This is a genomic window from Nocardioides sp. (assembly GCF_041913365.1).
In the GTDB taxonomy this organism is placed as follows: Bacteria; Actinomycetota; Actinomycetes; order Propionibacteriales; family Nocardioidaceae; genus Nocardioides.
The window spans coordinates 607922-630991 of record NZ_JAYSFM010000001.1; the positions used below are offsets into that span (position 1 = coordinate 607922).

25 protein-coding genes are annotated in these 23070 nt (G+C 72.4%); 13 read left to right on the plus strand and 12 right to left on the minus strand.

Annotation, left to right across the window (positions count from 1 at the left end; genetic code table 11):
* Position 1 precedes the first annotated feature (1 nt).
* The 3 genes from ACE3QY_RS03055 to ACE3QY_RS03065 are packed head-to-tail and all read right to left on the minus strand — an operon-like array spanning position 2 to position 4925.
* On the minus strand, positions 2-2155 hold the full coding sequence (locus ACE3QY_RS03055) for an alpha-galactosidase (RefSeq protein ID WP_374454528.1): 2154 nt from the start codon (positions 2153-2155) through the stop codon (positions 2-4).
* Positions 2152-2925: a DeoR/GlpR family DNA-binding transcription regulator gene (locus ACE3QY_RS03060; protein WP_374454529.1), complete on the minus strand. Its 774-nt coding sequence runs from the start codon at positions 2923-2925 to the stop codon at positions 2152-2154. The genes ACE3QY_RS03055 and ACE3QY_RS03060 overlap by 4 nt, the downstream gene beginning before the upstream one ends.
* On the minus strand, positions 2925-4925 hold the full coding sequence (locus ACE3QY_RS03065) for a beta-galactosidase (RefSeq protein WP_374454530.1): 2001 nt from the start codon (positions 4923-4925) through the stop codon (positions 2925-2927). The genes ACE3QY_RS03060 and ACE3QY_RS03065 overlap by 1 nt, the downstream gene beginning before the upstream one ends.
* A gap of 165 nt (positions 4926-5090) precedes the next feature.
* On the opposite strand from ACE3QY_RS03065, the gene ACE3QY_RS03070 reads away from it, so the two are divergent.
* The 4 genes from ACE3QY_RS03070 to ACE3QY_RS03085 all read left to right on the plus strand — a co-directional run bounded on the left by ACE3QY_RS03070 (position 5091) and on the right by ACE3QY_RS03085 (position 8951).
* Positions 5091-6431, plus strand: coding sequence for an ABC transporter substrate-binding protein (locus ACE3QY_RS03070; protein ID WP_374454531.1), 1341 nt, complete (start codon positions 5091-5093; stop codon positions 6429-6431).
* Positions 6432-6434: 3 nt separating this feature from the next.
* Positions 6435-7370, plus strand: a complete 936-nt coding sequence (locus tag ACE3QY_RS03075; protein WP_374454532.1) for a carbohydrate ABC transporter permease — start codon at positions 6435-6437, stop codon at positions 7368-7370.
* Complete coding sequence (locus ACE3QY_RS03080; RefSeq protein ID WP_374454533.1) at positions 7367-8290, plus strand: carbohydrate ABC transporter permease; 924 nt, start codon at positions 7367-7369, stop codon at positions 8288-8290. Before ACE3QY_RS03075 ends, ACE3QY_RS03080 begins: the two co-directional genes overlap by 4 nt.
* Positions 8291-8501: 211 nt before the next feature.
* Positions 8502-8951, plus strand: a complete 450-nt coding sequence (locus tag ACE3QY_RS03085; protein WP_374454534.1) for a hypothetical protein — start codon at positions 8502-8504, stop codon at positions 8949-8951.
* Between the two features lies 1 nt (position 8952).
* Here ACE3QY_RS03085 and ACE3QY_RS03090 read toward each other — a convergent pair whose 3' ends face one another.
* On the minus strand, positions 8953-10377 hold the full coding sequence (locus tag ACE3QY_RS03090) for an FAD-dependent oxidoreductase (RefSeq protein WP_374454535.1): 1425 nt from the start codon (positions 10375-10377) through the stop codon (positions 8953-8955).
* Complete coding sequence (locus ACE3QY_RS03095; RefSeq protein WP_374454536.1) at positions 10374-10517, minus strand: hypothetical protein; 144 nt, start codon at positions 10515-10517, stop codon at positions 10374-10376. The genes ACE3QY_RS03090 and ACE3QY_RS03095 overlap by 4 nt, the downstream gene beginning before the upstream one ends.
* Positions 10518-10588: 71 nt before the next feature.
* On the opposite strand from ACE3QY_RS03095, the gene ACE3QY_RS03100 reads away from it, so the two are divergent.
* From ACE3QY_RS03100 to ACE3QY_RS03110, 3 genes are all read left to right on the plus strand, one after another.
* Positions 10589-11197, plus strand: coding sequence for a flavodoxin family protein (locus ACE3QY_RS03100; protein WP_374454537.1), 609 nt, complete (start codon positions 10589-10591; stop codon positions 11195-11197).
* 51 nt (positions 11198-11248) lie between these two features.
* Positions 11249-11938 carry a hypothetical protein gene (locus ACE3QY_RS03105; RefSeq protein WP_374454538.1) on the plus strand — a complete coding sequence of 230 codons (690 nt, stop codon included), beginning with the start codon at positions 11249-11251 and terminating at the stop codon, positions 11936-11938.
* A 69-nt stretch (positions 11939-12007) separates the two neighbouring features.
* Positions 12008-12973, plus strand: a complete 966-nt coding sequence (locus ACE3QY_RS03110) for a TIGR03557 family F420-dependent LLM class oxidoreductase (protein ID WP_374454539.1) — start codon at positions 12008-12010, stop codon at positions 12971-12973.
* Here ACE3QY_RS03110 and ACE3QY_RS03115 read toward each other — a convergent pair.
* Both ACE3QY_RS03115 and ACE3QY_RS03120 read right to left on the minus strand, forming a co-directional pair.
* The gene (locus ACE3QY_RS03115) at positions 12970-13446 is read right to left on the minus strand and encodes a hypothetical protein (protein ID WP_374454540.1); all 477 of its coding nucleotides are present in this window, start codon (positions 13444-13446) and stop codon (positions 12970-12972) included. The two genes, ACE3QY_RS03110 and ACE3QY_RS03115, sit on opposite strands and share 4 nt — an antisense overlap.
* Before the next feature lie 56 nt (positions 13447-13502).
* On the minus strand, positions 13503-14210 hold the full coding sequence (locus tag ACE3QY_RS03120; RefSeq protein WP_374454541.1) for an ANTAR domain-containing protein: 708 nt from the start codon (positions 14208-14210) through the stop codon (positions 13503-13505).
* Positions 14211-14410: 200 nt separating this feature from the next.
* Between ACE3QY_RS03120 and ACE3QY_RS03125 the strand changes: the two genes are divergently transcribed.
* The 3 genes from ACE3QY_RS03125 to ACE3QY_RS03135 are packed head-to-tail and all read left to right on the plus strand — an operon-like array spanning position 14411 to position 16742.
* Positions 14411-15592 (plus strand): alcohol dehydrogenase catalytic domain-containing protein, encoded by a 1182-nt coding sequence (locus tag ACE3QY_RS03125; protein ID WP_374454542.1) that lies wholly within the window; start codon positions 14411-14413, stop codon positions 15590-15592.
* A 2-nt stretch (positions 15593-15594) separates the two neighbouring features.
* Positions 15595-16542, plus strand: a complete 948-nt coding sequence (locus ACE3QY_RS03130; protein WP_374454543.1) for an iron-containing redox enzyme family protein — start codon at positions 15595-15597, stop codon at positions 16540-16542.
* The gene (locus ACE3QY_RS03135; RefSeq protein WP_374454544.1) at positions 16539-16742 is read left to right on the plus strand and encodes a CDGSH iron-sulfur domain-containing protein; all 204 of its coding nucleotides are present in this window, start codon (positions 16539-16541) and stop codon (positions 16740-16742) included. Before ACE3QY_RS03130 ends, ACE3QY_RS03135 begins: the two co-directional genes overlap by 4 nt.
* 12 nt (positions 16743-16754) lie before the next feature.
* Here the strand turns inward: ACE3QY_RS03135 and ACE3QY_RS03140 are convergent, their stop codons facing one another.
* From ACE3QY_RS03140 to ACE3QY_RS03160, 5 genes are all read right to left on the minus strand, one after another.
* Positions 16755-17372 carry a methyltransferase gene (locus ACE3QY_RS03140; protein ID WP_374454545.1) on the minus strand — a complete coding sequence of 206 codons (618 nt, stop codon included), beginning with the start codon at positions 17370-17372 and terminating at the stop codon, positions 16755-16757.
* Positions 17369-18961 carry a phytoene desaturase family protein gene (locus tag ACE3QY_RS03145; RefSeq protein WP_374454546.1) on the minus strand — a complete coding sequence of 531 codons (1593 nt, stop codon included), beginning with the start codon at positions 18959-18961 and terminating at the stop codon, positions 17369-17371. The genes ACE3QY_RS03140 and ACE3QY_RS03145 overlap by 4 nt, the downstream gene beginning before the upstream one ends.
* On the minus strand, positions 18958-19395 hold the full coding sequence (locus tag ACE3QY_RS03150) for an SRPBCC family protein (RefSeq protein WP_374454547.1): 438 nt from the start codon (positions 19393-19395) through the stop codon (positions 18958-18960). The genes ACE3QY_RS03145 and ACE3QY_RS03150 overlap by 4 nt, the downstream gene beginning before the upstream one ends.
* Before the next feature lie 93 nt (positions 19396-19488).
* A complete protein-coding gene (locus tag ACE3QY_RS03155) occupies positions 19489-20199 on the minus strand; it encodes a GAF and ANTAR domain-containing protein (RefSeq protein ID WP_374454548.1) in 711 nt (236 codons plus the stop codon).
* Positions 20196-20555, minus strand: coding sequence for an ANTAR domain-containing protein (locus ACE3QY_RS03160; protein ID WP_374454549.1), 360 nt, complete (start codon positions 20553-20555; stop codon positions 20196-20198). The genes ACE3QY_RS03155 and ACE3QY_RS03160 overlap by 4 nt, the downstream gene beginning before the upstream one ends.
* 173 nt (positions 20556-20728) lie before the next feature.
* Between ACE3QY_RS03160 and ACE3QY_RS03165 the strand changes: the two genes are divergently transcribed.
* From ACE3QY_RS03165 to ACE3QY_RS03175, 3 genes are all read left to right on the plus strand, one after another.
* Positions 20729-21706 carry a helix-turn-helix domain-containing protein gene (locus ACE3QY_RS03165; RefSeq protein ID WP_374454550.1) on the plus strand — a complete coding sequence of 326 codons (978 nt, stop codon included), beginning with the start codon at positions 20729-20731 and terminating at the stop codon, positions 21704-21706.
* A gap of 139 nt (positions 21707-21845) precedes the next feature.
* On the plus strand, positions 21846-22598 hold the full coding sequence (locus tag ACE3QY_RS03170; RefSeq protein WP_374454551.1) for a sigma-70 family RNA polymerase sigma factor: 753 nt from the start codon (positions 21846-21848) through the stop codon (positions 22596-22598).
* A 31-nt stretch (positions 22599-22629) separates the two neighbouring features.
* Positions 22630-23019 (plus strand): hypothetical protein, encoded by a 390-nt coding sequence (locus tag ACE3QY_RS03175; RefSeq protein ID WP_374454552.1) that lies wholly within the window; start codon positions 22630-22632, stop codon positions 23017-23019.
* Positions 23020-23070 lie beyond the last annotated feature (51 nt).

A 23070-nucleotide genomic window follows, 5' to 3' on the forward strand; every position in this document is an offset into this window, starting at 1 on the left:
CTCAGTCGGTGGCCACCAGCCGCAGCACCCGGGCGGTCTCCGGCGCCAGCACCGGGAGCGAGACCCCCGCCGCGGCGAGGACCCGACCGGGCAGTGCGCGGTCGCCCGATGCAGCCCACCACGGCGTGAGGCCCATGTCGTGCTGGTCGGCCGTGGCGGTCACGTCGGCCAGCCGGTAGGTCCGGTCGGGGTCGAGGCCGGTCAGTCGCAGCGGTGCCGGGTGCTGGGTCGCGGGTGCGGCGACGGTCGCCACGACGTACCACGCCTCCGAGCGGTCGGCGGCGACGAGCCCGGTGACCATCACCGCGGGGTCGGCGTGGTCGGGGTGCACGAGCGTGCCGGTGCCGATGAGCGGGCGGACCTGCTTGTGCAGGTCGATCCAGCGGCCGAGCGCGTCGAGCGTCATCTCGTCGAGGGCGGTGACGTCCCACTCCACGCCGAAGGAGAAGAGGAGCGCCGTGGCCGCGCGGTAGCCGAGGCGGTGGGAGCGGCCGGTGGTGTGCGCGACGGGGCCGCCGACGTGCGAGCCGATCAGCTCCGGCGGCACGAGCAGCGACGTCCACCGCTGGATGGTCTGGCGCTCGAGCGGGTCGATGGTGTCGCTGGCCCAGATCCGGTCGGTGTGCTCGAGGATCGCGGCGTCCACCCGGGCGCCTCCCGACGAGCACGACTCGATCTCCAGCTCCGGGTGGGCCGCACGCAGCTCGTCGAGCAGCCGGTGCAGCGCGAGGGTCTGGCCGTGGACCGCCGGCCGTCGCGCGTGGACGGCGTCGGTGAGGTCACGGTTGTGGTCCCACTTGAGGTAGGCGATGTCGTACTCGTCGAGCAGGGCCAGCAGCGCGTCGCGCACTGCGGCGTACGCCGCCTCGTCCTGCAGGTCGAGCACCTGCTGGTCGCGCCACGACGCCGGTGCGTCGGCGTGCCCGCCCAGCACCCGCTCGGGGTGGCGGCGCGCCACCTCGGAGTCGAGGCTGACCATCTCCGGCTCGACCCAGAGCCCGAACTGCATGCCGAGGCCGCGGACGTGGTCGACGAGCGGGTGCAGGCCGCCGGGCCAGACGGCCGGGTCGACGGTCCAGTCGCCGAGTCCCGCGGTCGCCGCGCGACGCCCGAGGAACCACCCGTCGTCGAGGACGAAGCGCTCGACGCCGGCGGCGGCTGCCACGTCGGCCAGGTGGGTGAGCCGGTCGAGGTCGTGGTCGAAGTAGACCGCCTCCCAGGTGTTGGCCACGACGGGGCGCTCGGTCCGCGCGCGGGGCGTGCGGGCCCGCAGGTGGTCGTGCAGCCGGTGGCTCATCGGGTCGAGGCCCGCGCCGGACCACGACCCGAGCAGCCACGGTCCGACGTAGGTCTCGCCGGGCTCGAGTGACACCTCGCCCGGTGCCAGCAGCTCGCCGCCGCCGAGCAGGCACTCGCCCTCGGGCGTGCGCTCGGCGTACGTCGTGTGGTCGCCGCTCCACGCGGTGTGGACTCCCCAGACCTCGCCGTGGGAGAAGCCGAAGCCGGGCGTGCCCGCGACCATCAGCAGTGTCGCGTCGTGGCCGGTGCGCCCGTGCCGCCCGTCGCGGCGGTGCGTGCCCTGCACCCAGGGGTGGCGCTGCGGGGACCGCTCCTTGCTCCAGCGGCCGGTCAGGTCGAGCAGCTCGGTCGCGTGGGCGCCGACCGGCAGCGCGGACCGTACGCCGGTGAGGTGGAGGACGCCGTCGCGGGTGTTGGTGACCGAGCTGCGCACGCGCACCAGCCCGGCGGCGCTGAGCAGCAGCCGGACCTCGACCGACCACCCCGCCTCCTCGTCGGCGCCGGTCAGGCGGAGGCCGGCGCCGGCGTCGTCGTCCTCCCGGTCGCAGGTCCAGGTGGACAGCCGGGGGAGGGCGGCGGTCGTGTCGCCACCGACGCGGTGCCCCTCCAGCGCCGGCGTGCCGCTGAAGCCCCGGGTCGACTCGGGGACCAGCCCGGTGGTGCGCGGGCGGTCGTAGGCGGAGTGCGAGACGCCGGGTCGACGGGCGGCGACGAGCTCTGCCAACGCCTCCGGGCCAGGGTCGCCGAGGTCGGCGCCCCAGTGCACCAGGACGGGCACCCCGTCGTCGTCGGGTGCGACCACGACGCTCACGCCGTGCCGGCCCAGGTGGACCGGCGCGAAGGCGGCAGCCGTCATGCGTTCACCAGGACCAGCTCGTCGACGTGGTCGGACAGGATCCCGCTGGCCTGGGCCGACAGGCCGGCGTCGGTGACCAGCACCGACGCCTCGGACAGCGACGCCATGCTGCTGAGGCCGACCACGCCCCACTTGCTCGAGTCGGCACAGACGATGAGGCGGCGCGAGCGCTCGATCATCGCGCGGTTGGTCTCCGACTCCAGCAGGTTGGGGGTGCTGAAGCCGGCCCGGACGTCCATGCCGTGCACCCCCATGAAGAAGGCGTCGACGTGGAGGCTGCGCAGCGACGAGACGGCCACCGGCCCGACGAGCGCGTCCGACGGGGTCCGGAGGCCACCGGTGAGGAGCACCGACGTGGTGCTGTCGCCGTTGCGGTGCAGCACGTCGGCGACCCACACCGAGTTGGTCACGACCGTGAGGTTGGGGATCTTCGCCAGGTGCTCGGTCAGGGCGTGCGTGGTCGTGCCGGCCGAGACCGCGATGGCCATCCCGGCGTGCACGAACTCGGCTGCGCGGGCGGCGATCGCCTCCTTCTCCCGCAGCCGCTGCACCGACTTCGCGGCGAAGCCGGGCTCCGACGACGAGGGCTCCGCGACGGCGAGGGCACCTCCGTGCACCTTCTCCAGCAGGCCCTCGCGGTGCAGCGAGACCAGGTCGCGGCGGACGGTCATGTCCGAGACGCCCAGCAGCTCCACCAGGTCGGTCACGCGCACGGTGCCTCCCCGGCTCAGCTCGGCGAGGATCAGGCTCCGCCGCTGCGCCGCGAGCATCAGGCCTCCCGCACCACGGCCACGCGGCCCGCGGGGACGACCAGGTCGCCGTCGACGTCTTGTCCGCCGACCAGGTCGGTGCCGCGCACCGGCACCGTCGCGTCGCTGTCGCCGTGGTTGATGACGAACAGCCACGAGGCGTTGTCGCCCACCCGGCGGGTGACCTCGACGTCAGGCCCTGCGCCCGGAAGCCGCTCCACGCCGGACTCGGCGACGAGCTGCTCGACCAGCCGGTCGGTGCCCTCCGGCGAGAGCCGGGTGGCGACGTACCAGGCCGCGCCGGACCCGACCTCGCGGCGGGTGACGGCCGGCAGTCCGCGCGCCGGGCCGTCGGCGTACGTCGCGACCGCGGTGGCGCCGGCCAGCTCGAGGTCCTCCGACCACGTGTCGGCGTCGAGGCCGGCGTCGGCAAGGCCTTCCACGCGCACCGTCTCCCCGGACCGGAGCGGCAGGAACTCCGTGCTGCGCACGCCGAGCAGGTCGCGGAAGGCGCCGGGGTAGCCGCCGAGGCGGACGTGGTCGTGCGGGTCGACGATGCCGCTGAAGTAGGTGACCACCACCGTGGCGCCGCGCTCGGCGGCCGCCGCCACGGCCGCGGCGCCCTCGTCGGTGACGAGGTAGAGCGTCGGGACGACCACCAGGTCGTACGACGACAGGTCGGCGCTCGGGTGCACCACGTCCACGCCGACGCCGAGCACCGTGAGCGCCCGGTGGAAGTCCTCGGCGCGGTCGCGGTAGCGCACGTCGATGCTGGGGTGCGAGTCGAGCTCGCAGCTCCACCAGGCCTCCCAGTCGAACAGGATCGCCGCCTGGTTGCGGGGCGCGCTGCCGGCGACCTCCTCGATGGCGTCGAGGATCCCGGAGAGCTCGCAGACCTCGCGCCACAGGCGGGTGTCGGTGCCGGCGTGCGGCATCAGGCCGGAGTGGAACTTCTCAGCGCCCGCCCGCGACGCGCGCCACTGGAAGAACAGCACCGCGTCGGCGCCGCGGGCGACGTGGGCCAGGCTGGAGCGGGCCATCTCGCCGGGCCGCTTGGCGATGTTGCGGGGCTGCCAGTTCACCGCGCTGGTGGAGTGCTCCATCAGCAGCCACGGCCGGCCGCCGGCGGTGCCGCGGGTGAGGTCGGCGCTGAACGCCAGCTCGTGGTGGGAGTGGGGGTCCTCGGCCAGCAGGTAGTGGTCGTTGGAGACCACGTCGAGCTCGCGCCCCCAGCGCAGGTAGTCCATCGCGACGGTGTTGCGCATGACCATGAAGTTGGTGGTCACCGGCACCCCGGGCGACACCGCGCGCAGCACGTCGCGCTCGGCGACGAAGTTGTCGAGGAGCTGGTCGGAGGAGAAGCGCATGAAGTCGAGCTGCTGCGTGGGGTTGGCCCACGCCGGAGCCACGCGCGGCGGGAGCACCTGCTCGAAGTCGCCGTAGCGCTGGGACCAGAAGGCCGTGCCCCACGCGTGGTTGAGCCGGTCCACGTCGTCGTCGTAGCGCCGGCGCAGCCAGTCGCGGAACGCCGCCGCGCTGACGTCGCAGTAGCACCGGGCGTTGTGGCAGCCGAGCTCGTTGGAGACGTGCCAGAGCGCGAGCGCCGGGTGGTCGGCGTAGCGCTCGCCCATCGTGCGGCACAGGGTCAGCGCGTGCTCGCGGAAGACCGGGGAGCTGGGGCAGTAGCCCTGGCGCGCGCCGGGCCACAGCGTCCGGCCGTCCTGGGTGACCGGGAGGATCTCGGGGTGGCGCTGGGTGAGCCACGGCGGCGGCGACGCGGTCGCGGTGGCCAGGTCGACCCGGATCCCCGCGGCGTGCAGGTCGTCCATCTGCTCGTCGAGCCACCCGAAGTCCCAGCGGTCGGGCTCGGGCTGCAGGAAGGCCCAGGAGAAGACGCCCAGGGTGACCAGGTCGACCCCGGCCTCGCCCATCGCGCGGCGGTCCTCCTCCTGGACCTCCCGGGGCCACTGCTCGGGGTTGTAGTCGCCCCCGAAGGCGAGCACGGGCAGTGGAGTCGGCATGCCAGAACTGTGACGAGCATCGCACCACAAGTCAACGGAACGACGGTGACTTTGTTTGGAATTTGTCCACTTTGCGCCCGGATATCGACATCTGAGGGTTGACGGGGGTGTGTCAACGGTCACATGCTGTCGTTCCCTGTTTGATTCTGTGTCTTGGAGGCTCCCGTGTCCCGACCTCGTCCCACCGGTGCCCTCGGCGGCACCTCCGTGCCCCGGTCCGCCCTCGTGACCATGGCCGCCACGCGCCGCACGATCCTCCGCGGCGCCGCACTCTCCGGCCTTGCGGTCGGCGGTGCCAGCCTGCTCGCCGCCTGCGGCGGCGACTCCGGCGGCGGCGCCGCCTCCGGCACCGTCAAGTTCGGCATCAACGAGGTCGAGGCCGTCGGCGCGGCGTACGACCGGCTCACGGCGATCGGCGCGGCCTACGAGAAGGAGTCGGGCACGAAGGTCGCCATCAACTCGGTCGACCACAACACCTTCCAGGAGAGCATCAACACCTACCTCCAGGGCACCCCGGACGACGTCTTCACCTGGTTCGCCGGCTTCCGGATGGCGCAGTTCGCCGAGAACGGCCTGATCTCCGACGTGAGCGACGTGTGGCCGATCGACGGCCTCAACGACTCCTTCAAGCAGGCGTCCACCGCGGCCGACGGGAAGCAGTACTTCGTGCCGATCAGCTACTACCCGTGGGCGGTCTTCTACCGGAAGTCCGTCTTCGAGAAGAACGGCTGGGAGGCCCCCGCCACTAACGACGACTTCATGGCGCTGATGGACGACATGCAGGGCAAGGGCATCACCCCGTTCGCCTTCGGCGACAAGGACGGGTGGCCCGCGATGGGCACCTTCGACATCCTCAACATGCGCCTCAACGGCTTCGACTTCCACATGAGCCTGATGGCCGGCAACGAGGCGTGGGACGGCGACGAGGTCAAGCTGGTCTTCGACACGTGGCGCCAGCTGCTGCCCTACCACCAGGAGGACCCGCTCGGTCGCACCTGGCAGGAGGCGGCGACCTCGATGGGCAAGGGCGAGTGCGGCATGTACCTCCTCGGCACCTTCGTCGTGGACGCGCTCGGCGAGAACGGCGAGGACCTGGACTTCTTCACCTTCCCCGAGCTCGACTCCTCCATCGGCTCCGACGCCCTCGACGCCCCGATCGACGGCTTCTGCGTGGCGGCCGCGGGCAAGAACCAGGAGGGCGGCAAGGAGATGATCAAGTGGCTCGGCAGCGCCGCCGCCGCCGACGCGGGCAACAACGCCGCCGACGCGCCGTTCATCGCCGCCAACGAGGGCGCGAGCCTCTCGACCTACAGCGACCTGCAGAAGAAGTCCGCCGAGGTCGTGGGCGCCGCCGCCAACATCGCCCAGTTCATGGACCGCGACACCAACGCCGACTTCGCGAGCACCGTGATGATCCCCTCGATCCAGGAGTTCCTGAAGAACCCCGACGACATCGACGGGGTCACCGCCAGCATCCAGGAGCAGGCCGCCTCGATCTTCGGCTGAGCCATGGCACACATCGACGAGGCACAGCAGACCACGAAGGCTGCGGCGCCTGCCCCCGGCCGGGAGAAGCGGCTGCCCGCCCGCGACCGCCTCACCGTGATCGTGATGGTCACGGTGCCGCTGCTGCTGGTCGTCGTGCTGGTGTGGCTGCCCGCCCTGGGTTCGGTGGCGCTGTCCTTCGGCAAGTGGAACGGCTTCGGCGACCTCGACACCATCGAGTGGGTCGGCTTCCAGAACTACAAGGACATCGCCACCATCTACCCACCGTTCTGGCCGGCGATCCAGCACAACCTCATCTGGCTGGGCTTCCTGTTCCTGTTCCCGACGGTGCTGGGCATCCTGCTCGCGGTCGTGCTCGACCGCGAGATGCGCGGCAGCCGGTTCTACCAGACCGCCTTCTACATGCCGGTCGTGCTGTCGCTGGCCCTCATCGGCTTCATCTGGCAGCTCTTCTACTCCCGCGACCAGGGCCTGATCAACGACGTCTTCGGCACGCAGGTGGACTGGTACGGCGACCCCGACATCAACCTGTGGGCGGTCCTCGTCGCGACGGCCTGGCGGCACACCGGCTACATCATGCTCATCTACCTCGCCGGCCTGAAGGGCGTCGACGCGAGCCTGCGGGAGGCCGCCGCGGTCGACGGGGCGAACGAGGTGAAGACCTTCTTCCACGTGATCTTCCCGGTGATGCGGCCGATCAACCTGGTCGTGGTCGTCATCGTGGTCATCGAGTCGCTGCGTGCGTTCGACCTCGTGTGGGTGATCAACAAGGGTCGCAACGGCCTCGAGGTCATCGGTGCCCTGGTCGCGCAGAACGTCGTCGGCGAGGCGACGCGGTACGGCTTCGGGTCGGCGCTGGCGGTGATCATGATGCTGATCTCGTCGGTCTTCATCACCCTCTACCTGCGCACCGTGTTCCGAGAGGAGCGTCGAGGATGACCTACGAGACGCCCGTCGCGACCACACCACCGGTCGTCGCCCCCGCTGCCCCCACCCAGGGTGTCGCCCTGGGCCGCCGACGCGGGGTCATCGCCACCGTCGTGATGGCCCTGCTGGCCCTGTTGTGGCTGTTCCCGCTGGTGTGGGCACTGGTCAACTCCTTCCGCGAGTACGACTACACCCAGGTCCACGGCTACCTCTCCTTCGGCGGCTGGACGACCTCGAACTACGAGCAGGCGTGGTCCCAGGCGGACTTCGGCCTGCACATGAAGAACTCGCTGCTCGTCACCGTGCCGGCCGTGCTGCTCACCCTGTGGCTGTCCTCGATGGTCGCCTTCGTGCTCGCCCGGTTCAGCTACCGCTTCAACCTGACCCTGCTCGGGGTCTTCCTCGCAGCCAACCTGCTCCCCCCGCAGGCGCTGCTCATCCCGGTCTTCAGGATGTTCCGCGAGATCCCGCTGCCCTACTTCCTCAGCGACTCGGGCTCGATGCTCAACAGCTTCTGGGCGCTGATCCTGGTCAACACGGCGTTCCAGATGGGCTTCTGCACCTTCGTGCTCAGCAACTACATGAAGACCCTGCCCTACGAGATCTACGAGTCCGCCGAGCTCGACGGCGCGAGCGTGTGGCGGCAGTACTGGCAGCTCACGATGCCGCTCGTACGCCCCGCGCTGGCGGCGCTGGCCACCCTCCAGGTGACGTGGATCTACAACGAGTTCTTCTGGGCGATCGTGCTGATCCAGCAGGGCGACAAGCTGCCGGTGACCTCAGCCCTCAACAACCTGCGCGGCGAGTTCTTCACCGACACCAACCTCGTGGCGGCGGGCTCGATCATCGTCGCGCTCCCCGTGCTGGTGGTGTTCTTCGCGCTCCAGAAGCAGTTCGTCTCCGGCCTGACGTTGGGCTCCACCAAGGGGTAGGTGGGCCCCCGCCCTTCCCCTCGCCACGCCGCTGGTTGAGCAGGGCGCCCTGGCGCCCGTGTCGAAACCGAGGCCCGGCGGTGGCCTTGGTTTCGACACGCTCGCTGCGCTCGCTGCTCAACCGGCGTTGTTCGCCCGGTGTTGCGAGCATCACGTACTGGCCGGTAACAAAAGCGGGACGCGGCGCTCACCCCGCTCCTAGCCTGCTCGCATGCGCGCTCTCGTCCTCGCCCTGGCCCTGCTCGTCCCCGCCCTCTCCGCCTGCTCCGGCGGCTCCGACGGCGAGCCCGCGGGCGGCAGCGCGGAGAACGTCGCCCAGCAGGAGGACGAGGCGACCGCCGCGTGGCGGGCGGCCGTCGAGGACGAGTTGGGCGCGGACACCTTCGACTTCGCGGCGATCCAGGCCAACGCGGCCGTCGACTGCCAGCGCACCGACGCCGGTGCGTGGAGCGTGCACCTGGCGCTGAGCGGCGACACCGCCACCTCGGCCCTGACCCGGATCGGCCTCGAGCACGCGTGCAGCGAGGTCGTGCCCGCCTTCGACAAGGGGGTCGCCACGGTCGAGCAGGCGGCGGACCCGCTCGACCTCGTGTGCGGCCCCGGCGTGGACCTCTCCTCGGAGGACGCGCTCAAGGCCGACCTGGTCTGCGCCAACCGCTGACCTACGACCCGGCGCCCCGCTTGCGCAGCGGCCGCGTCGCCGGTCCCTCGAGCACCTCGCCGTCCGGGGCGAAGCGCGACCCGTGGAGCGGGCAGTCCCACGTCTCCTCGGCGTCGTTCCACCGGAGCAGCCCGCCCAGGTGGGTGCACACCCCGATGACCCCGCAGTCGTACGCAGTGGGCGACGCGCCGACGCCGGGCAGGCGCTCGAGCGCGGCCTGCGCGGCCCGGGTGACCGCGGCCGTCCCGACGCCGAGGTTGGCGCGCGCGACCTCGGCGGCGCCGGACGGGCGCACCCCGCGACCCGCGAGGACGGCGGCCCACGACGGGACGTCGCCGAGGAGGTCGGCGGAGATGGTGCGCGCGGCGGCGACGGCGTTGGCCATGCCCCACTTCTCGTAGCCGGTGGCGACGTGGATGCGTCCGTCGCCGCCGGGGAGGCGGCCCACGAACGGCACCCCGTCGAAGCTGCTGTAGTCCTGCGCCGACCACCGGTGGGTCTCGACCGCGTCCGGGAACCACTGCGCGGTCCACTGTCGCAGCTCCTCGACGTGCGCCGCCTCCGAGCGGGTGCGGCCGACCACGTGGCCGCTGCCGCCGACCACCAGGTGGCCACCGGGCGCGTCGCGCACCGACCGGGAGTCCGACCCCGCGGAGAGGTACATGCCGTCGAGGGCTCCGTCCCACGTGAGGGCGAGCGCGTAGGACCGCTGGGGCTCGACCCTGGCGAAGTGGAGCCCGCGGTCGAGGATCGAGGCCCCGGTCGCCACGACCACGTGGCCGGCCCGCAGCTCGCGGCCGTCCTCGAGGGTGACCACGGGCTCGCCCGACTTCGAGACGGAGCGCACGCGCGTGCCCTGGGTGATCGTGCCGCCGTGCCGGCGCACCTCGGCGACCAGCGCCGTGAGCACGTCCATCGCGTCGATCTGCGCCTGGTCCTCGAGCACCGTCGCCCCGACGTGCGGGAACGGCACGTCCAGCCGGTCGAGCCACCGGACCTCGAGGCCCAGCGACGCGGCGGCCCGGTGCTCCTCCTGCACGCGGGAGCGCTGGGAGTCCGCAGCGGCGTACGTCACAGCGCGGCGGCGCTGGAGGGGCACCCCGTGGTCGTCGCAGAAGCGGAGCAGCCACTCCATCCCCTCGCGGTTGGCCTCGACGTAGGCGCGGCCCACCTCGGCCGTCTGGTGCCGCAGGATCCGCGAGAGGTGCGTGCCCTGCAGCAACGACACCTTGCCGGTGGTGTTGCCGGTGGTGACGGCGCCCACCGTCCGGGCCTCGACGACAGCGACGTCCTGGCCGGCCCTGGCCAGCAGGAGGGCGGTGGTGAGACCCGTCAGCCCGGCGCCGACCACGAGGACGTCGGAGGTGCGGTCCGGCAGCGGGTTGTCGGTGACGGGCGCGGCGCCGTCGAGCCAGAGCGAGGTCACTCGACGGGGTCGCCGCCGAGGTCCACCTCGGGGTTCGGGGCCGGGTCGTTGACCGGGTCGGTGTCGGGCCGGGTCTGCGGGTCCGCCTGCGGATCCGCTCCGGGCTCGGGGGTCTGGCCGGGGGTGGGTGTGCTCGTCATCTGCGTCCGGTACCCCGGTCGGGCCGTTTCAGTCGCGCACATGGTCGCCCTCGGGCGGGGTACGGGTGCGGATGCCTGATCTCTCCTGCCTCGTGCTCACGTGCACCCTCAAGCGCACCCCCGCCGAGTCCAGCTCCGACCTGCTCGGCTCGCAGGTCCTCGCCGCGTTCGAGGAGCTCGGCGTCGCCGGGGTGATGGAGCGGGTGGTGGACCACGACGTCCGCTTCGGCGTGAGCACCGACGAGGGCGACGGGGACGCCTGGCCGTCGTTGCGCGAGAAGGTGCTCGCCGCCGACGTCCTGGTGCTCGTCACCCCGATCTGGATGGGCCAGCCGTCGTCGGTCTGCAAGATGGTCCTCGAGCGGCTCGACGCCGAGATATCCGAGACCGACGACGAGGGCCGACCGCTGGTCTTCGGCAAGGTCGCCGCGATCGGCGTCGTCGGCAACGAGGACGGTGCCCACCACGTGACCGCCGAGCTCGCCCAGGCCCTGACCGACGTCGGCTTCACGATCCCGGCCCAGGCGGCGACGTACTGGGTGGGGGAGGCGATGCAGGCCGTGGACTACAAGGACCTGGACACCACCCCGGAGAAGACGGCCGGCACCACCGAGGTGCTGGCGCGCAACGCGACCCACCTCGCGGGTCTCCTCGCCCGCTCGCCCTACCCGGCGGGCTGACGCCCCACGCCCCGCCGGGTGTGGCGAAGGTGAGGACGGAGGCGCACCATCGTGTCTTCGCCCGCGCACCGACCGAAGGACGCCATGGAGCTGCTGCCGCAGAGCAGGGAGGCGTTGGACGAGTACGTCACGACGGCGGTCGACGACGTCGAGGTGCTCCTCCGGGTGATCGAGGGGTGGGCGGTCCGCACCGTGCCCGAGTGCGTCGCGCTCAGCGTCACGCTCCTCGACGAGGACCTGACCTTCACCCTGGTCGACGAGGCCGCCGACGTGGCATCAGCGAGCCCGCGCACCGACGGCACGGACCGTCGAGACGGTGACCCGTACGCGCTCGACGAGGACGGTTGGGCGGAGATGGCCCGGGAGCGGGCGTTCACGGGGATCCTCAGCACGGTGTCGTTGCCGGTCGTCGAGCACGGGCGGGCGGTGCTGACCATCGACCTGTACGCCTCGACCGCGCATGCCTTCCACGACCGGATCGACGGCCTGGTGGACGCCCTCGGGGGCTGGCAGGCCGGCGCGGTGACCAACGCCGACCTCGGGTTCGAGACGCTCCGCCGGGCGGAGGCGGCTCCCGAACGCCTGCGTGAGCAACGGATGCTGGACGTCGCCGTCGGCGTGGTCGCGGCCCGGCTCGGCCTCACCACGCGGGACGCCGACGAGCTCGTCCGGCACGCGGCCGAGCGCGCAGGGGTCACCGCGGTCCAGGCGGCCATGGTGGCCCAGGCCCTGCTCGCCTGAGCGGGCCCGCGCCACCCCCAACGCATGCGGTCCCCGGCGCGGGGTACGAGCAGCCATGGAGACCGCGTCGTGACCCGCTTCGGCTACTTCCTCTCCTGCGAGGAGTACACCCCCGAGCAGCTGCTGGACCAGGCCAGGCGGGCCGAGGAGGCGGGCTTCGACGCCCTCTGGATCAGCGACCACTTCCACCCGTGGACCGACGCACAGGGCCAGTCGCCCTTCGTCTGGTCGATGATCGGGGCGATCTCGCAGGTGTGCGACCTGCCCGTCACGACCGCGGTCACCTGCCCGACCGTCCGGACGCACCCGGCTGTGGTCGCGCAGGCCGCCGCGACGGCCGCCGTGCTGCTCGGCGAGGGCCGCTTCGTCCTCGGCGTCGGCAGCGGCGAGGCGCTCAACGAGCACGTCCTGGGCGACGTCTGGCCGCACACCGAGCGGCGCCTGGAGATGCTGGAGGAGGCGGTGGACGTGATCCGCCGGCTCTGGGAGGGCGAGGTCGTCTCCCACGAGGGCACGCACTACCGCGTCGACACCGCGCGGATCTACACCCGTCCCGACACCCCGCCCCCGATCTACATAAGCGCCTTCGGGCCCAAGGCGCTCGACCTCGCCTGCCGCATCGCCGACGGCTTCATCACCACCAAGCCGGACGCCGAGTCGGTGGCCACCTTCCGCGAGGCCAGAGGCGTCGACGCACCGACCCAGGCCGGCTTCAAGGTCGCGTGGGGGCCGACGCGCGACGAGGCGATCGACGCGGCGTACGCGCTGTGGCCCAACTCCGGCGTGCCCGGCGAGCTGAGCCAGGTGCTGCCCAGCCCGCAGCACTTCGAGCAGGCCGCCGAGCTGGTGACACGGGAGGCGTTCGCCGAGAAGGGCGCGTTCGGTCCGGACGTGGCCGAGCACGTCGAGGCCTATGTCCCGTTCGTCGACGCCGGCTTCGACGAGGTGTACGTCGCCAACATGGGGCCGCACTACGCGGACCTGCTGGCGGCCTACGGGTCCGACGTGCTGCCCGAGCTGCGGAGCAGGTCCTAGCTGCCGGCGCCGTCGTCGTACTCGGGGTCGCCCTCGACGTCGGCGGGCGTCGCCTCGTGCCCCTCGCGCCCGTCGCGGGTGCGTCGCAGCTCCTTCATCTCCGCCTCGAAGACGTGGCGCCTGCCGCCCATCAGCTCGTCCAGCGCGCGCTGGTGCAGGCCCTTGGCCCGGGCGTAGAACCCGTCGTCGAACTCGTCGACCATCTGGAACGACCACATGCCCGGCAGCGGGTTCGCGCCCAGCGCGTCGCGGTCGAGGGCGTCGGCGAGGTCGGTGTGCCCGGCGTCGCGGACCATGGTGGTCGCCTCCTCCAGGGTGCTCTCCGCGCTGCCCATGAGTCGGTGGAAGGCGTAGAGGTGGCCGCGGGCGTCCTCGATGTGGTCGAGGGCGGCCGACAGCTTGCCGACGGCCTCGACGGTCGCGTCCGTGACGCCCTCCGGACGCCGGTGCTCGGGGGTGGGGTGCTCGTTCATGCCGGGAGCCTCACACGGTGCCCGAGCGGTCCACCACGCTCCAACGGGCGGGCTGCTCAGGCGGGCGGTGCCGGGGCCTGGTCCGGGATCCCGCGCTCGGCGACGATCTCGGAGGCGAGGTCGCGCATCTTGCGGTTGTCCTGCGACGCGAGCCGGCGGAGCACGTTGAACGCGGTGTCCTCGTCGAGCCCGTACCTCTCCATCACCATCCCCAGCGCCTGGCCGATGACCGTCCGGGACTCGAGCGCCGTGGCGAGCTGCTCGTCGCGGATCGAGCGGGCCAGCGCGACCGCACACATCGCCGCGATCGTCTGGCCGTGCAGCACGTCCTCCTCGGAGAAGGCGTTGGGCGCGGTCGAGTAGACGTTGAGCGCCCCCCACGAGTCGTGCCGCCGCGTGAACAGCCGGAAGCTCAGGCTCGACCGGATGCCCAGCTCGCTCACCATGGCCCGACCCCACTCGGGCCAGCGCGAGTCCGTGGCGAGGTCCTCCACGAGGACCGTCGGGTGGTGGCGGATCGCGTCACGGCAGGGCCCCTGCCCGAGCTCGTACTGCGCCTCGTCGAGCTCGCGCAGCTTCTCGTTGGTCGCGGCCGGGGTGCGGATGCCGTCGCGCCCGACCAGGGAGACGCCGACGAACTCGCAGTGCTCGAAGAACTCGGGCACGACGCCCACCATCGTCTCGAGGGTGTGCGGCGGGTCCGCCTGGGCGTGGAGCTCGCGCACGGCATCGGCGAGCTGGCGCTCGAAGACTTCGCGGCTCATCGGCCTCCCGACCTCTCCTCGGTCACGGAGCGAAAGGCAGACGCTGGGGCATCCGGCAGTGCGAGCCGCAAGGGGAAACTTCCGTTCCTCTCCACGGTCCCACCGGTGTGTGCGATGGGCAAGTCGCGCCGCACGCATGGACGAGGCGGCGACGGGGCACTTCGTGGCATGAGCACACCGACCGCCCAGGAGGTCTCCGAGTGAAGGCAGTGACGTGGCAGGGCAGGCAGGACATGCAGGTGGTGGAGGTCCCGGACCCCGTCATCGAGGAGCCGACCGATGTCGTCGTCGAGATCACCTCGACCGGCCTGTGCGGCTCCGACCTGCACCTCTACGACCCGCTGACCCCGTTCATGACGGCCGGGGACGTCGTCGGCCACGAGCCCATGGGCATCGTGCGCGAGGTCGGCTCCGCCGTGCAGACGCTGCAGGCCGGTGACCGGGTGGTGGTGCCGTTCAACATCAGCTGCGGGTCCTGCTGGATGTGCGACCGCGGCCTGTTCAGCCAGTGCGAGACCACCCAGAACCGCGACACCGGCACCGGCGCCAGCCTGTTCGGCTACAGCAAGCTCTACGGCCAGGTGCCCGGTGGCCAGGCCGAGCTGCTCCGCGTCCCCTTCGGTGACACGCTCCCGATCAAGGTGCCGCACGGCTCGCCCGACGACCGCTTCCTCTTCCTCTCCGACGTCCTGCCCACGGCGTGGCAGGCCGTGGAGTACGCCGACGTGGAGGACGGCGGCACGCTGCTGGTCATCGGCGCCGGACCCATCGGCGACATGGCGACCAGGATCGGCCTGCACCGCGGGTTGAAGGTGATCACCGTCGACTCGGTCCGCGAGCGCCTGGCCCGGGTCCACGGGCGCGGCGCCGAGACGATCGACCACAGCGAGCTGGACGGCATCGGCGACCGCGTCCGCGAGCTGACGGACGGGCGCGGCGCCGACGCCGTGATCGACGCGGTCGGCATGGAGGCCCACGGCTCGCCCGTCGCGGAGACCGGCCAGAAGGCGCTGGCCCTCCTGCCGAAGAAGGTGCAGGAGCAGGTCATGCTCAAGGCCGGCTCCGACCGGCTCGCCGCACTGCTGAGCGCCATCGACGCCGTGCGTCGGGGCGGCACCATCAGCATCTCGGGCGTCTACGGCGCCCCCACTGACCCGCTCCCGATGTTCCAGCTGTTCGACAAGCAGGTGCAGATCCGGATGGGGCAGGCCAACGTGCGGCGCTGGAGCGACGACATCCTGGCGTTGCTCGACCAGGAGGACGACGTCCTCGGCGTCGAGTCCTTCGCCACCCACCACCTGCCCCTCGACGACGCCCCGGAGGCCTACCGGAAGTTCCGCGACAAGGAGGACGGCATGGTGAAGGTGGTGTTCACGCCGTGAGGATGCCCAAGCCGCGCGGCGGCCTGAGCGAGTGGACGGTCGCGCGGCTCGGCGCGACCGCGCTGGACGACACCCTCGGTCCGGCGCCGGCCGCCGACTCGCGGGAGGACGCTGCCGTCGCGCTGTGGACCCTCCACGAGCTGTCCTACCGCGGCTTCGAGGACGCCACCGAGCACGGCGAGTGGGACCCGGAGGTGCTGCTCGTGCGCCACCGGCTCGAGACCGAGCTGGAGGAGCGGCTGCGGGCGCGGTGGCCGGGTGCCGACCCCGACCCCGCCGACGTACCCGCCGCGCTGGAGGCGCTCGTCGCCGAGGACGACGGGCCCTCGCTCGCCGACCACGTGCGCCGCCACGCGACCCACGACCAGGTCCTCGAGCTGCTGCGGCAGCGCTCGATCTACCACCTCAAGGAGTCCGACCCGGTCGCCTGGGTCGTGCCCCGCCTCCCGGTCCGCGCCAAGGCCGCGCTCATGGAGCTGCAGTACGACGAGTACGGCGACGGCGACCCCAACCGGCTGCACCACCACCTCTTCGCCCGCGGCCTCGTGGCCGTGGGCCTGCGCTCGGAGTACGGCGCCTACGTCGACGACGCGCTCACCGAGACCCTCGAGCTGAACAACGCCCTGTCGCTCCTCGGGCTGCACCGCCGGCTGCGCGGTGCCGCCGTGGGACACCTCGCCGCCTTCGAGATGACCAGCTCGCTGCCCTCGCGCAAGATGGTGCAGGGCCTCGGACGGCTCGGCCTCGACGGAGCGATGTCCGCCTACTACGACGAGCACGTGGAGGCCGACGCCATCCACGAGCACCTCGCCGCCGAGGACATCTGCGGCACCCTCGCCGAGGACGAGCCCGACCAGGCCGCCGAGATCCTCTTCGGCGCGTGGACCTGCCTCGACCTCGAGGCACGGTTCGCCACGGCGCTGCTCGGGCAGTGGGAGGCGGGCCGATGAGCGAGGACCGCGAGTTCGCGCACCCCGACATCGTCATCCAGCCGCACGGCCCGATGCTCGTGCGCGGGGCCGGGACGATCCGCGACGAGTCGGGCACCGTGCACCCGGTCGAGCGGCCCGTCGTCGCGCTCTGCCGCTGCGACAAGTCCAGCCGGCTGCCGTGGTGCGACGGGACGCACAAGGTGATCCCGCGCCCGTAGGCCCAGCTCAGGTCAGGTGCGGTCGAACCGCGCGAGGACGCCGCGCTCCTCCTCGCGGACCTCGGTCACGGTCAGCCGGCCCTCGGTGAGGGCCGGCTCCGCCTTCAGCAGGTCGACCTGCGCGGTGGTGCCGAGCTGGAGGACGGCCGAGCCGCCGGGCGCCAGGTGTCGGTCGATGACGGCCAGGCAGGCGCGGGCCACGTCGAGCCCGTCCGACCCGCCGTCGATCGCGGTCAGCGGGTCCTCCGGGTAGCGGCCGGTCTCGGCGGCCGGCACCCACGGGGGGTCCGCGATCACGACGGGGAAGAGCTCGTCGTCGCCGAGCGCGGACTCGAGCCGACCCTCGCGGACCTCGACGCGGTCCGCGATGCCGGCCGCGACGGCGTTGGCACGCGCGAAGTCGCAGGCGACGCTGCTCGCGTCGACGCACACCAGGGGGCGCGCGGAGACGAGCACGGCGAGCAGGCCGATGTGGCCGGCCCCCGAGCAGAGCTCGAGCACAGGCCCGGGAGGCGCCGTGGTCATCAGCTCGGCAGCCCACGACGACTGGGCGGCGGTCCACTCGCGGGGCCGCAGCACCCGCTCGTCGAATGCGATGGTCAGCGGGCCGAAGGACATGCGGTCGGTCATGCGCGGCCTCGCAGCCGACGGGTGCGGTGCGCCCAGATCGCGGCGCGGGCGGCGTTGGCGCCGGCCGCGCCGTGCACGCCGCCGCCGGGGTGCGCGGAGGACGACGCCAGGAACAGGCCGGGTAGGCCGGTCGCGGCCCGCCCGCGCATCGCGGGGACGGGTCGGAAGACCAGCTCCTGGTGGAGCTGGGACGTGCCGCCGTTGATCGCCCCGCCGACCAGGTTGGCGTTGCGCGCCTCGAGCTCGTGCGGACCCATCACCCGGCGCGCGGCGACCAGGTCGCCGAAACCCGGCGCACGCGCCTCGATGCGGGCCTGCATGCGGTCCGCGAACCGCTCGAGGTCGTCGTGGTCCCAGCGGCCCGTGACCTCCTCGCCGGCGTCGCGGCGGGTCATCCCGGGCTGCGGGACGTGCGTGTAGGCCCAGAACGACTCGGTCCCGGCGGGGGACCGGGACGGGTCGCTGGTGGTCATCTGGCCGGTGAGCAGGAACGGCCGGTCGGGCACGACACCGGAGGAGACCTGGGCGAGCGTCTCGGTCATCTCCTCCACCGAGTCGGCCACGTGCACCGTGCCGGGGACCGCGTCCGGACGCCCGGTCCAGGGGATCGGCCCCGAGAGCGCCCAGTCGACCTTCACCGTGCCCGGGTCGAGCTCGAAGTCCCGCATGCCACGGACCAGTCGCGCGGGCAGGTGCTCGGCGGGGACCAGGCCCCCGAACAGCCGCGAGGCGATGACGTCGGCGAGCACCGCGCCGGCGTCGTACGACTCGCCGTCACGGGTCTGCACACCCACCGCACGACCGCCGCGCACGACGACGCGGGTGACCTCCTGCCCGGTCACCACCTCTCCGCCGCGGCTCCTCAACCGCGTCACGAGCGCGTCGGTGAGGGACTGGGCCCCGCCCCGCGGCACGGGGAAGCCTACGGTCTGGGCGAGCATCGTCATCAGGACGCCGAAGACGCCCGAGCCGGGGGACGACAGGGGGAAGTCGGCGTGGCCGGCGTTGCCGGCGAGCAGGAGTGCCCCGCCGGGGCCTCCGAACAGCTCGCGGCCGACCGAGGCGACCGGCGTGGCCAGCCGGCGCACGGTGTCGAGGCCGCCGGAGCGGGCGAGCGCCGGCAGCAGGCGGGCGCCCGCGCGCACGGGCGGGAACGGCGACGTCAGCCCGTCGACCAGCGAGTCGCCGATCCGGTCCCACGTGCGGCAGAGGTCGAGCCACGCCTCACCGTCGCCCGGGTGTTGCGCCTCCAGGCCGGCTGCGGTCCGGTCGCGGTCGCGATGGAGCAGCGCCCACTGGCCGTCGCCGAAGGGGTTGCCGAGCACCGCGGGTGCGTGCTCCCAGGCCAGCCCGTGGTCCTCGAGCCGGAGCGAGGTGATGGCGCGGGATGCGTGGGCCAGCGGGTAGAACGCGCTGAACGTGTCGTGCACGAAGTCGGGGTGCAGCTCGCGGTCGCTGCGGACCGCGCCGCCGACGGTCTGCTGCGCCTCCAGCACCAGCACGCTCCAGCCCGCGTCGAGCAGCACGTTGGCGGCCACCAGCCCGTTGGGTCCCGCCCCGACCACGACGGCGTCGACGCGACGGCTCACTGCGTCCGGCCCTCCACGACGTAGGCGAGGCGCTGCAGGGTCTCGGCGTTGCGGAGGTTGAGCTGGACGTCGCGCAGCGGCTTGGGCACCAGCACGCCCGGTCCCGCCGTCGCGTCCTCCTTGATGGTGACGAGCGTCGAGCCTCCAGTCTCCTGGAGGGTGAGCTCGACCGTGGCCTCGCCCGCCGGCCAGCCGCGCGCCTGCAGCACGAGCCTCCGGCCGGGTTCGACCTCGAGCACCTCGGTGGTGTCGTCGATGAGCAGCGGCCAGGTGCCGACGCTGTGGTGCAGCCGCGAGCCCACGGCCGGCCAGTCGTCGTCGACCTCGCGCATCCGCGAGGCGCCCACCACGAAGAGGGGGTAGAGCCAGCCGTCGGCCAGCACCGACCAGACCTGGTCGGGCGTCGCCGCGATCGGGCGGCTGCGGGTGCTCATGCGTCGGTCTCTCCCCGGGTCTCGGTCACGGTGCCGTCGTACCCCCGTGCGTCGCCCACCATGCACGGAGGACCGCTGAGGGCACCGGCCGGATCACTCGGGCAGGCCGCCCGTCTCGAGGACGTGCTCGGCGACCCGGCCGATCTTGGTGCGCCGGTTGCGCGCGGCGCCGCGCAGCCGGTTGAAGGCCAGGACGGCGTCGATGCCCTCCTTGGCCATCAGGTAGCCCACGCCCCGCTCGATGAGCACGCGGTAGTCGAGGGCGTACTGCAGCTGCCGCGCGAGCTCTCCGGCGGTGTGGGCCTGCAGGGCGGCGGCGAGGGTCGTGGCGATGACCTCGGCGTAGCGGCCCAGGGCGGCGATCTCGCTGTCGTCCCAGTCGTGCGGGTGCTCCTGGTAGACGTCGAGGGTGCCGACCGGCACACCGCCGATGCGCACCGGGACGCCGAGCACCGCGTGCACCGGCTGGTCGGCGAGCCGGCTGGCCAGGACCGGCCAGCGCTCGGCCTCGGCGGTGATGTCGCGCGAGGTGACGACGCGGTCCTTGACGAACGCCTCCGTGCACGGGCCCTCGCCGGCCTCCGCCTCGGTGGTCTCCAGGATGCGGCCGGGACCGTCGCTGGCGGCGACGTAGGCGAGCACGTCCTGCTCGTCGGCGATCAGCAGCCCGGCGCCGCCGACGTCGAAGAGGTCGACGCACGCCGTCACGACCTGCTCCAGGGCCGTGATCACGCTGCCGTCGTCCACGGGTGTCTGGGTCAGCTTGCGGATGCTCTCGGCGAGGGCGGCGTCGTCGATGTTCACGGTGCCAGATCATCCCCTGCGTCCGGTCCGGGGGGCCAGCCCGACGCGGGCAGGTGTGTCACGAGCGTCTCCAGCAGCGCCTGGTCGTCGCCGTCCGTCGAGCCGTCGTGGACGGCGACGAGCACCCGCGCGACGGTGCGGACCTTGGTGTTGCTGTCCTGTGAGATGCGCAGCAGGCTGCGCCACGCCTGCTCGGTGCTGCAGTCGTAACGTGCCGAGAGCAGGCCGATGGCCATGCCGATGGCACGCTGTGACTGCACCGCCTCCTGCAGCTGTGCGATCTCCTCGCGGAGCGCGGGGTCAGGCGTGTCGACGGGCTCCCACGGCCCGCCCGGAGATAGAGGTGTCCCAGACATCGTCACCTTTCAATGACGTCGGTCCGCGGACACAGGGCGGAGCTCGGTTGATCAGCCTGAGAAGTCTACAAGAGAGGACCGACACGTCGCCCCCGCGCTCTTCCGCGACGGCTGGGTTAGGGTCGGAGGGACTCGAGCCACGCGGTCACCCTGCTCTCCTCCTGGAGGCGACTGTGCACACGTCACGCCCGACGCGCGGCGCCCCCGAGGCGTACGACTTCGAGGGCGAGGGTGACGTCGCACGCGCCTGGCTCGACACGACCTACGGCACCAGCTTCCGCCTGAGCGGCCGACTCGGCACCGTGCGCCACCACCGCGAGGACCACGGAGCCATCGCCTTCGACCACCTCAAGATCGACGCGCGGTTCACCATCGACTCCGACCCGATGCCCGTGCTGGTGGTGGTCGACCTGCTCCGCGGGAGCTCTGAGTACACCCGCGGTCTGGTCACCGACCGCATCCACGACGGGGACTCGGTCGTGGTCTCCGGCTGGGACATGCCGTTCACCGGCAGCAGCGAGTCCCTCGAGGTCCGGGACACCTCCTTCACGGCCGAGGCGCTCACGAGCGCGGTGGAGGACGTCGTGCCGGACTACCCCTGGGAGCACGTCACCTTCACCAGCTACGTGCCGCACTCGCGCGCTGCCGGCGCCCGGTGGAGAGCCACGGTCGACCACCTCAGCGCCGCCTTCCCGGGCGAGGAGGCGCCCCTGGCGCGGTCCGCCGCGTCACGCCTCCTGGGCCACACCCTGCTGCACACCTTCCCCAACAACGTCGTCGGCGACCCTTCCGCCGAGCCTCGTGGCGTGGACTCCAGTGACGCCACCACCGCGACGCTCCGGAAGGCGGCCGGCTTCATCGACGAGCACGCCCACGAGGACCTCTCGGTGGCCGCCCTCGCGCGAGCGTGCGGGGTGACACCCCGCGCCCTTCAGTACGCATTCCGGCGCCACCTCGGCTGCACGCCGATGGCCTACCTGCGCCGGGTGCGGCTCGACCTGGTCCGGCAGGCGCTCCGGGACGGCACGGCTCTCACCGTCAGCGACGCGGCCGCGCGGTACGGATTCTTCAACCCCGGACGGTTCGCGGCCGGTTACCGACAGGTGTTCGACGAGCGACCGACTGACACGCTGCACCGGTCCCACTCCTGACCTTTCCTGTCACCCGTCCCCCACTGGTCACACGGTGCTTCGCATTGCGGCTGTCGTGGTGGTCTAGCCCATGCCACAGTCGGGGTATCGCCTTGCTGGAGACCACGGCAGCGCATCCTGCTTTCGAAGGGAGCGAACCGTGGTCCGAGCAGCGATCCTCTCCGAGCACCCCGTGTCCGCCACCGCAGACAGCGCCGAGCGCCATGCGCCGGTCGACGTCCTGATCGAGGACAACATCCCCCTGGCTCGGTCGATGGCGGCGCGCTACCGCAACCGCGGCATCGACCTCGACGACCTCGAGCAGGTCGCCCTGCTGGGCCTGACCAAGGCAGCCCAGCGCTTCGACCCCGACGCCGGCCACGACTTCCTGTCGTACGCCGTCCCGACGATCCGCGGCGAGCTGCGCCGCCACTTCCGCGACGCCGGATGGATGGTCCGCCCACCCCGCCGGGTGCAGGACCTCCAGGCCCGCATCGCAGGTGCCCAGCGCGAGCTGGAGGCCGAGCTGGGTCGCTCGCCCCGACCGAGCGAGGTCGCCGCACGCCTCGAGGTGGAGCTCACCGATGTCATCGAGGCCCTGTCGGCCGACGGCTGCTTCACGCCCACCTCGCTCGACGGCGCCGTCGGTGACGGCTCGTCCACGCTGGGCGACCTGATCGGCACCGAGGACCGGGCCATCGAGTCGGCAGAGGCGCGGGTCGTGCTCGACCCCGTCGTCCGGCTGCTGTCCGACCGCGACCGCCGCATCGTGCGACTCCGCTTCTTCGACGAGTGCACGCAGCAGGAGATCGCCGAGGACATCGGCCTCACGCAGGCCCAGGTCTCCCGGGTCCTCACACGCATCCTCGGTGACCTGCGCGACCAGCTGGGGGAGCCGCAGCCCGCCGCCTGACCGGCGACAGGCGATCGGGCATGCTGGCCGCATGCGCTTCACCGAGCACGAGCTGACCGTCGCCGTCACGGCCGCTGCGAAGACCGCAGCGGCCGGACGGGTGCGTCGTCGCGCCAAGGACGACGACGTCTGGGAGGCGATGAGCAAGATCGACCGCTACCACCTGCTGGAGGCGGTCGGCAGCCAGGTGCTCCCGGTCATGCTCGCCCTTCCCGACATCGAGGTGCCCGCGGGCACCCGGCCCACCTTCACCGAGGAGCAGGTCACCACGGCGGTCGAGGCGACCCTGGCCGAGGCCGAGGTGGGACGGCTGCGGCGCAAGGTCGCCGTGGCCGCGCGCGTCACGCTCGTGCGTACGGCCCTCGCGCAGCTGCCGGTGCGGCAGGACCCGGACGCGCTGATCGTTCCCGACCACCTCTGAGCGGGTCCCTGAGGAACCTGAGGACCGCCCTCAGGTTCGGTGCGTACGGTC

Bases quoted from the DNA above. Each gene is read 5' to 3' on its own strand.
- ACE3QY_RS03055 (WP_374454528.1), bottom strand. From the start codon at position 2,155: ATGACGGCTGCCGCCTTCGCGCCGGTCCACCTGGGCCGGCACGGCGTG.
- ACE3QY_RS03060 (WP_374454529.1), bottom strand. From the start codon at position 2,925: ATGCTCGCGGCGCAGCGGCGGAGCCTGATCCTCGCCGAGCTGAGCCGG.
- ACE3QY_RS03065 (WP_374454530.1), bottom strand. From the start codon at position 4,925: ATGCCGACTCCACTGCCCGTGCTCGCCTTCGGGGGCGACTACAACCCC.
- ACE3QY_RS03075 (WP_374454532.1), top strand. From the start codon at position 6,435: ATGGCACACATCGACGAGGCACAGCAGACCACGAAGGCTGCGGCGCCT.
- ACE3QY_RS03080 (WP_374454533.1), top strand. From the start codon at position 7,367: ATGACCTACGAGACGCCCGTCGCGACCACACCACCGGTCGTCGCCCCC.
- ACE3QY_RS03085 (WP_374454534.1), top strand. From the start codon at position 8,502: ATGCGCGCTCTCGTCCTCGCCCTGGCCCTGCTCGTCCCCGCCCTCTCC.
- ACE3QY_RS03095 (WP_374454536.1), bottom strand. From the start codon at position 10,517: ATGACGAGCACACCCACCCCCGGCCAGACCCCCGAGCCCGGAGCGGAT.
- ACE3QY_RS03100 (WP_374454537.1), top strand. From the start codon at position 10,589: ATGCCTGATCTCTCCTGCCTCGTGCTCACGTGCACCCTCAAGCGCACC.
- ACE3QY_RS03115 (WP_374454540.1), bottom strand. From the start codon at position 13,446: ATGAACGAGCACCCCACCCCCGAGCACCGGCGTCCGGAGGGCGTCACG.
- ACE3QY_RS03120 (WP_374454541.1), bottom strand. From the start codon at position 14,210: ATGAGCCGCGAAGTCTTCGAGCGCCAGCTCGCCGATGCCGTGCGCGAG.
- ACE3QY_RS03130 (WP_374454543.1), top strand. From the start codon at position 15,595: ATGCCCAAGCCGCGCGGCGGCCTGAGCGAGTGGACGGTCGCGCGGCTC.
- ACE3QY_RS03135 (WP_374454544.1), top strand. From the start codon at position 16,539: ATGAGCGAGGACCGCGAGTTCGCGCACCCCGACATCGTCATCCAGCCG.
- ACE3QY_RS03140 (WP_374454545.1), bottom strand. From the start codon at position 17,372: ATGACCGACCGCATGTCCTTCGGCCCGCTGACCATCGCATTCGACGAG.
- ACE3QY_RS03150 (WP_374454547.1), bottom strand. From the start codon at position 19,395: ATGAGCACCCGCAGCCGCCCGATCGCGGCGACGCCCGACCAGGTCTGG.
- ACE3QY_RS03160 (WP_374454549.1), bottom strand. From the start codon at position 20,555: ATGTCTGGGACACCTCTATCTCCGGGCGGGCCGTGGGAGCCCGTCGAC.
- ACE3QY_RS03175 (WP_374454552.1), top strand. From the start codon at position 22,630: ATGCGCTTCACCGAGCACGAGCTGACCGTCGCCGTCACGGCCGCTGCG.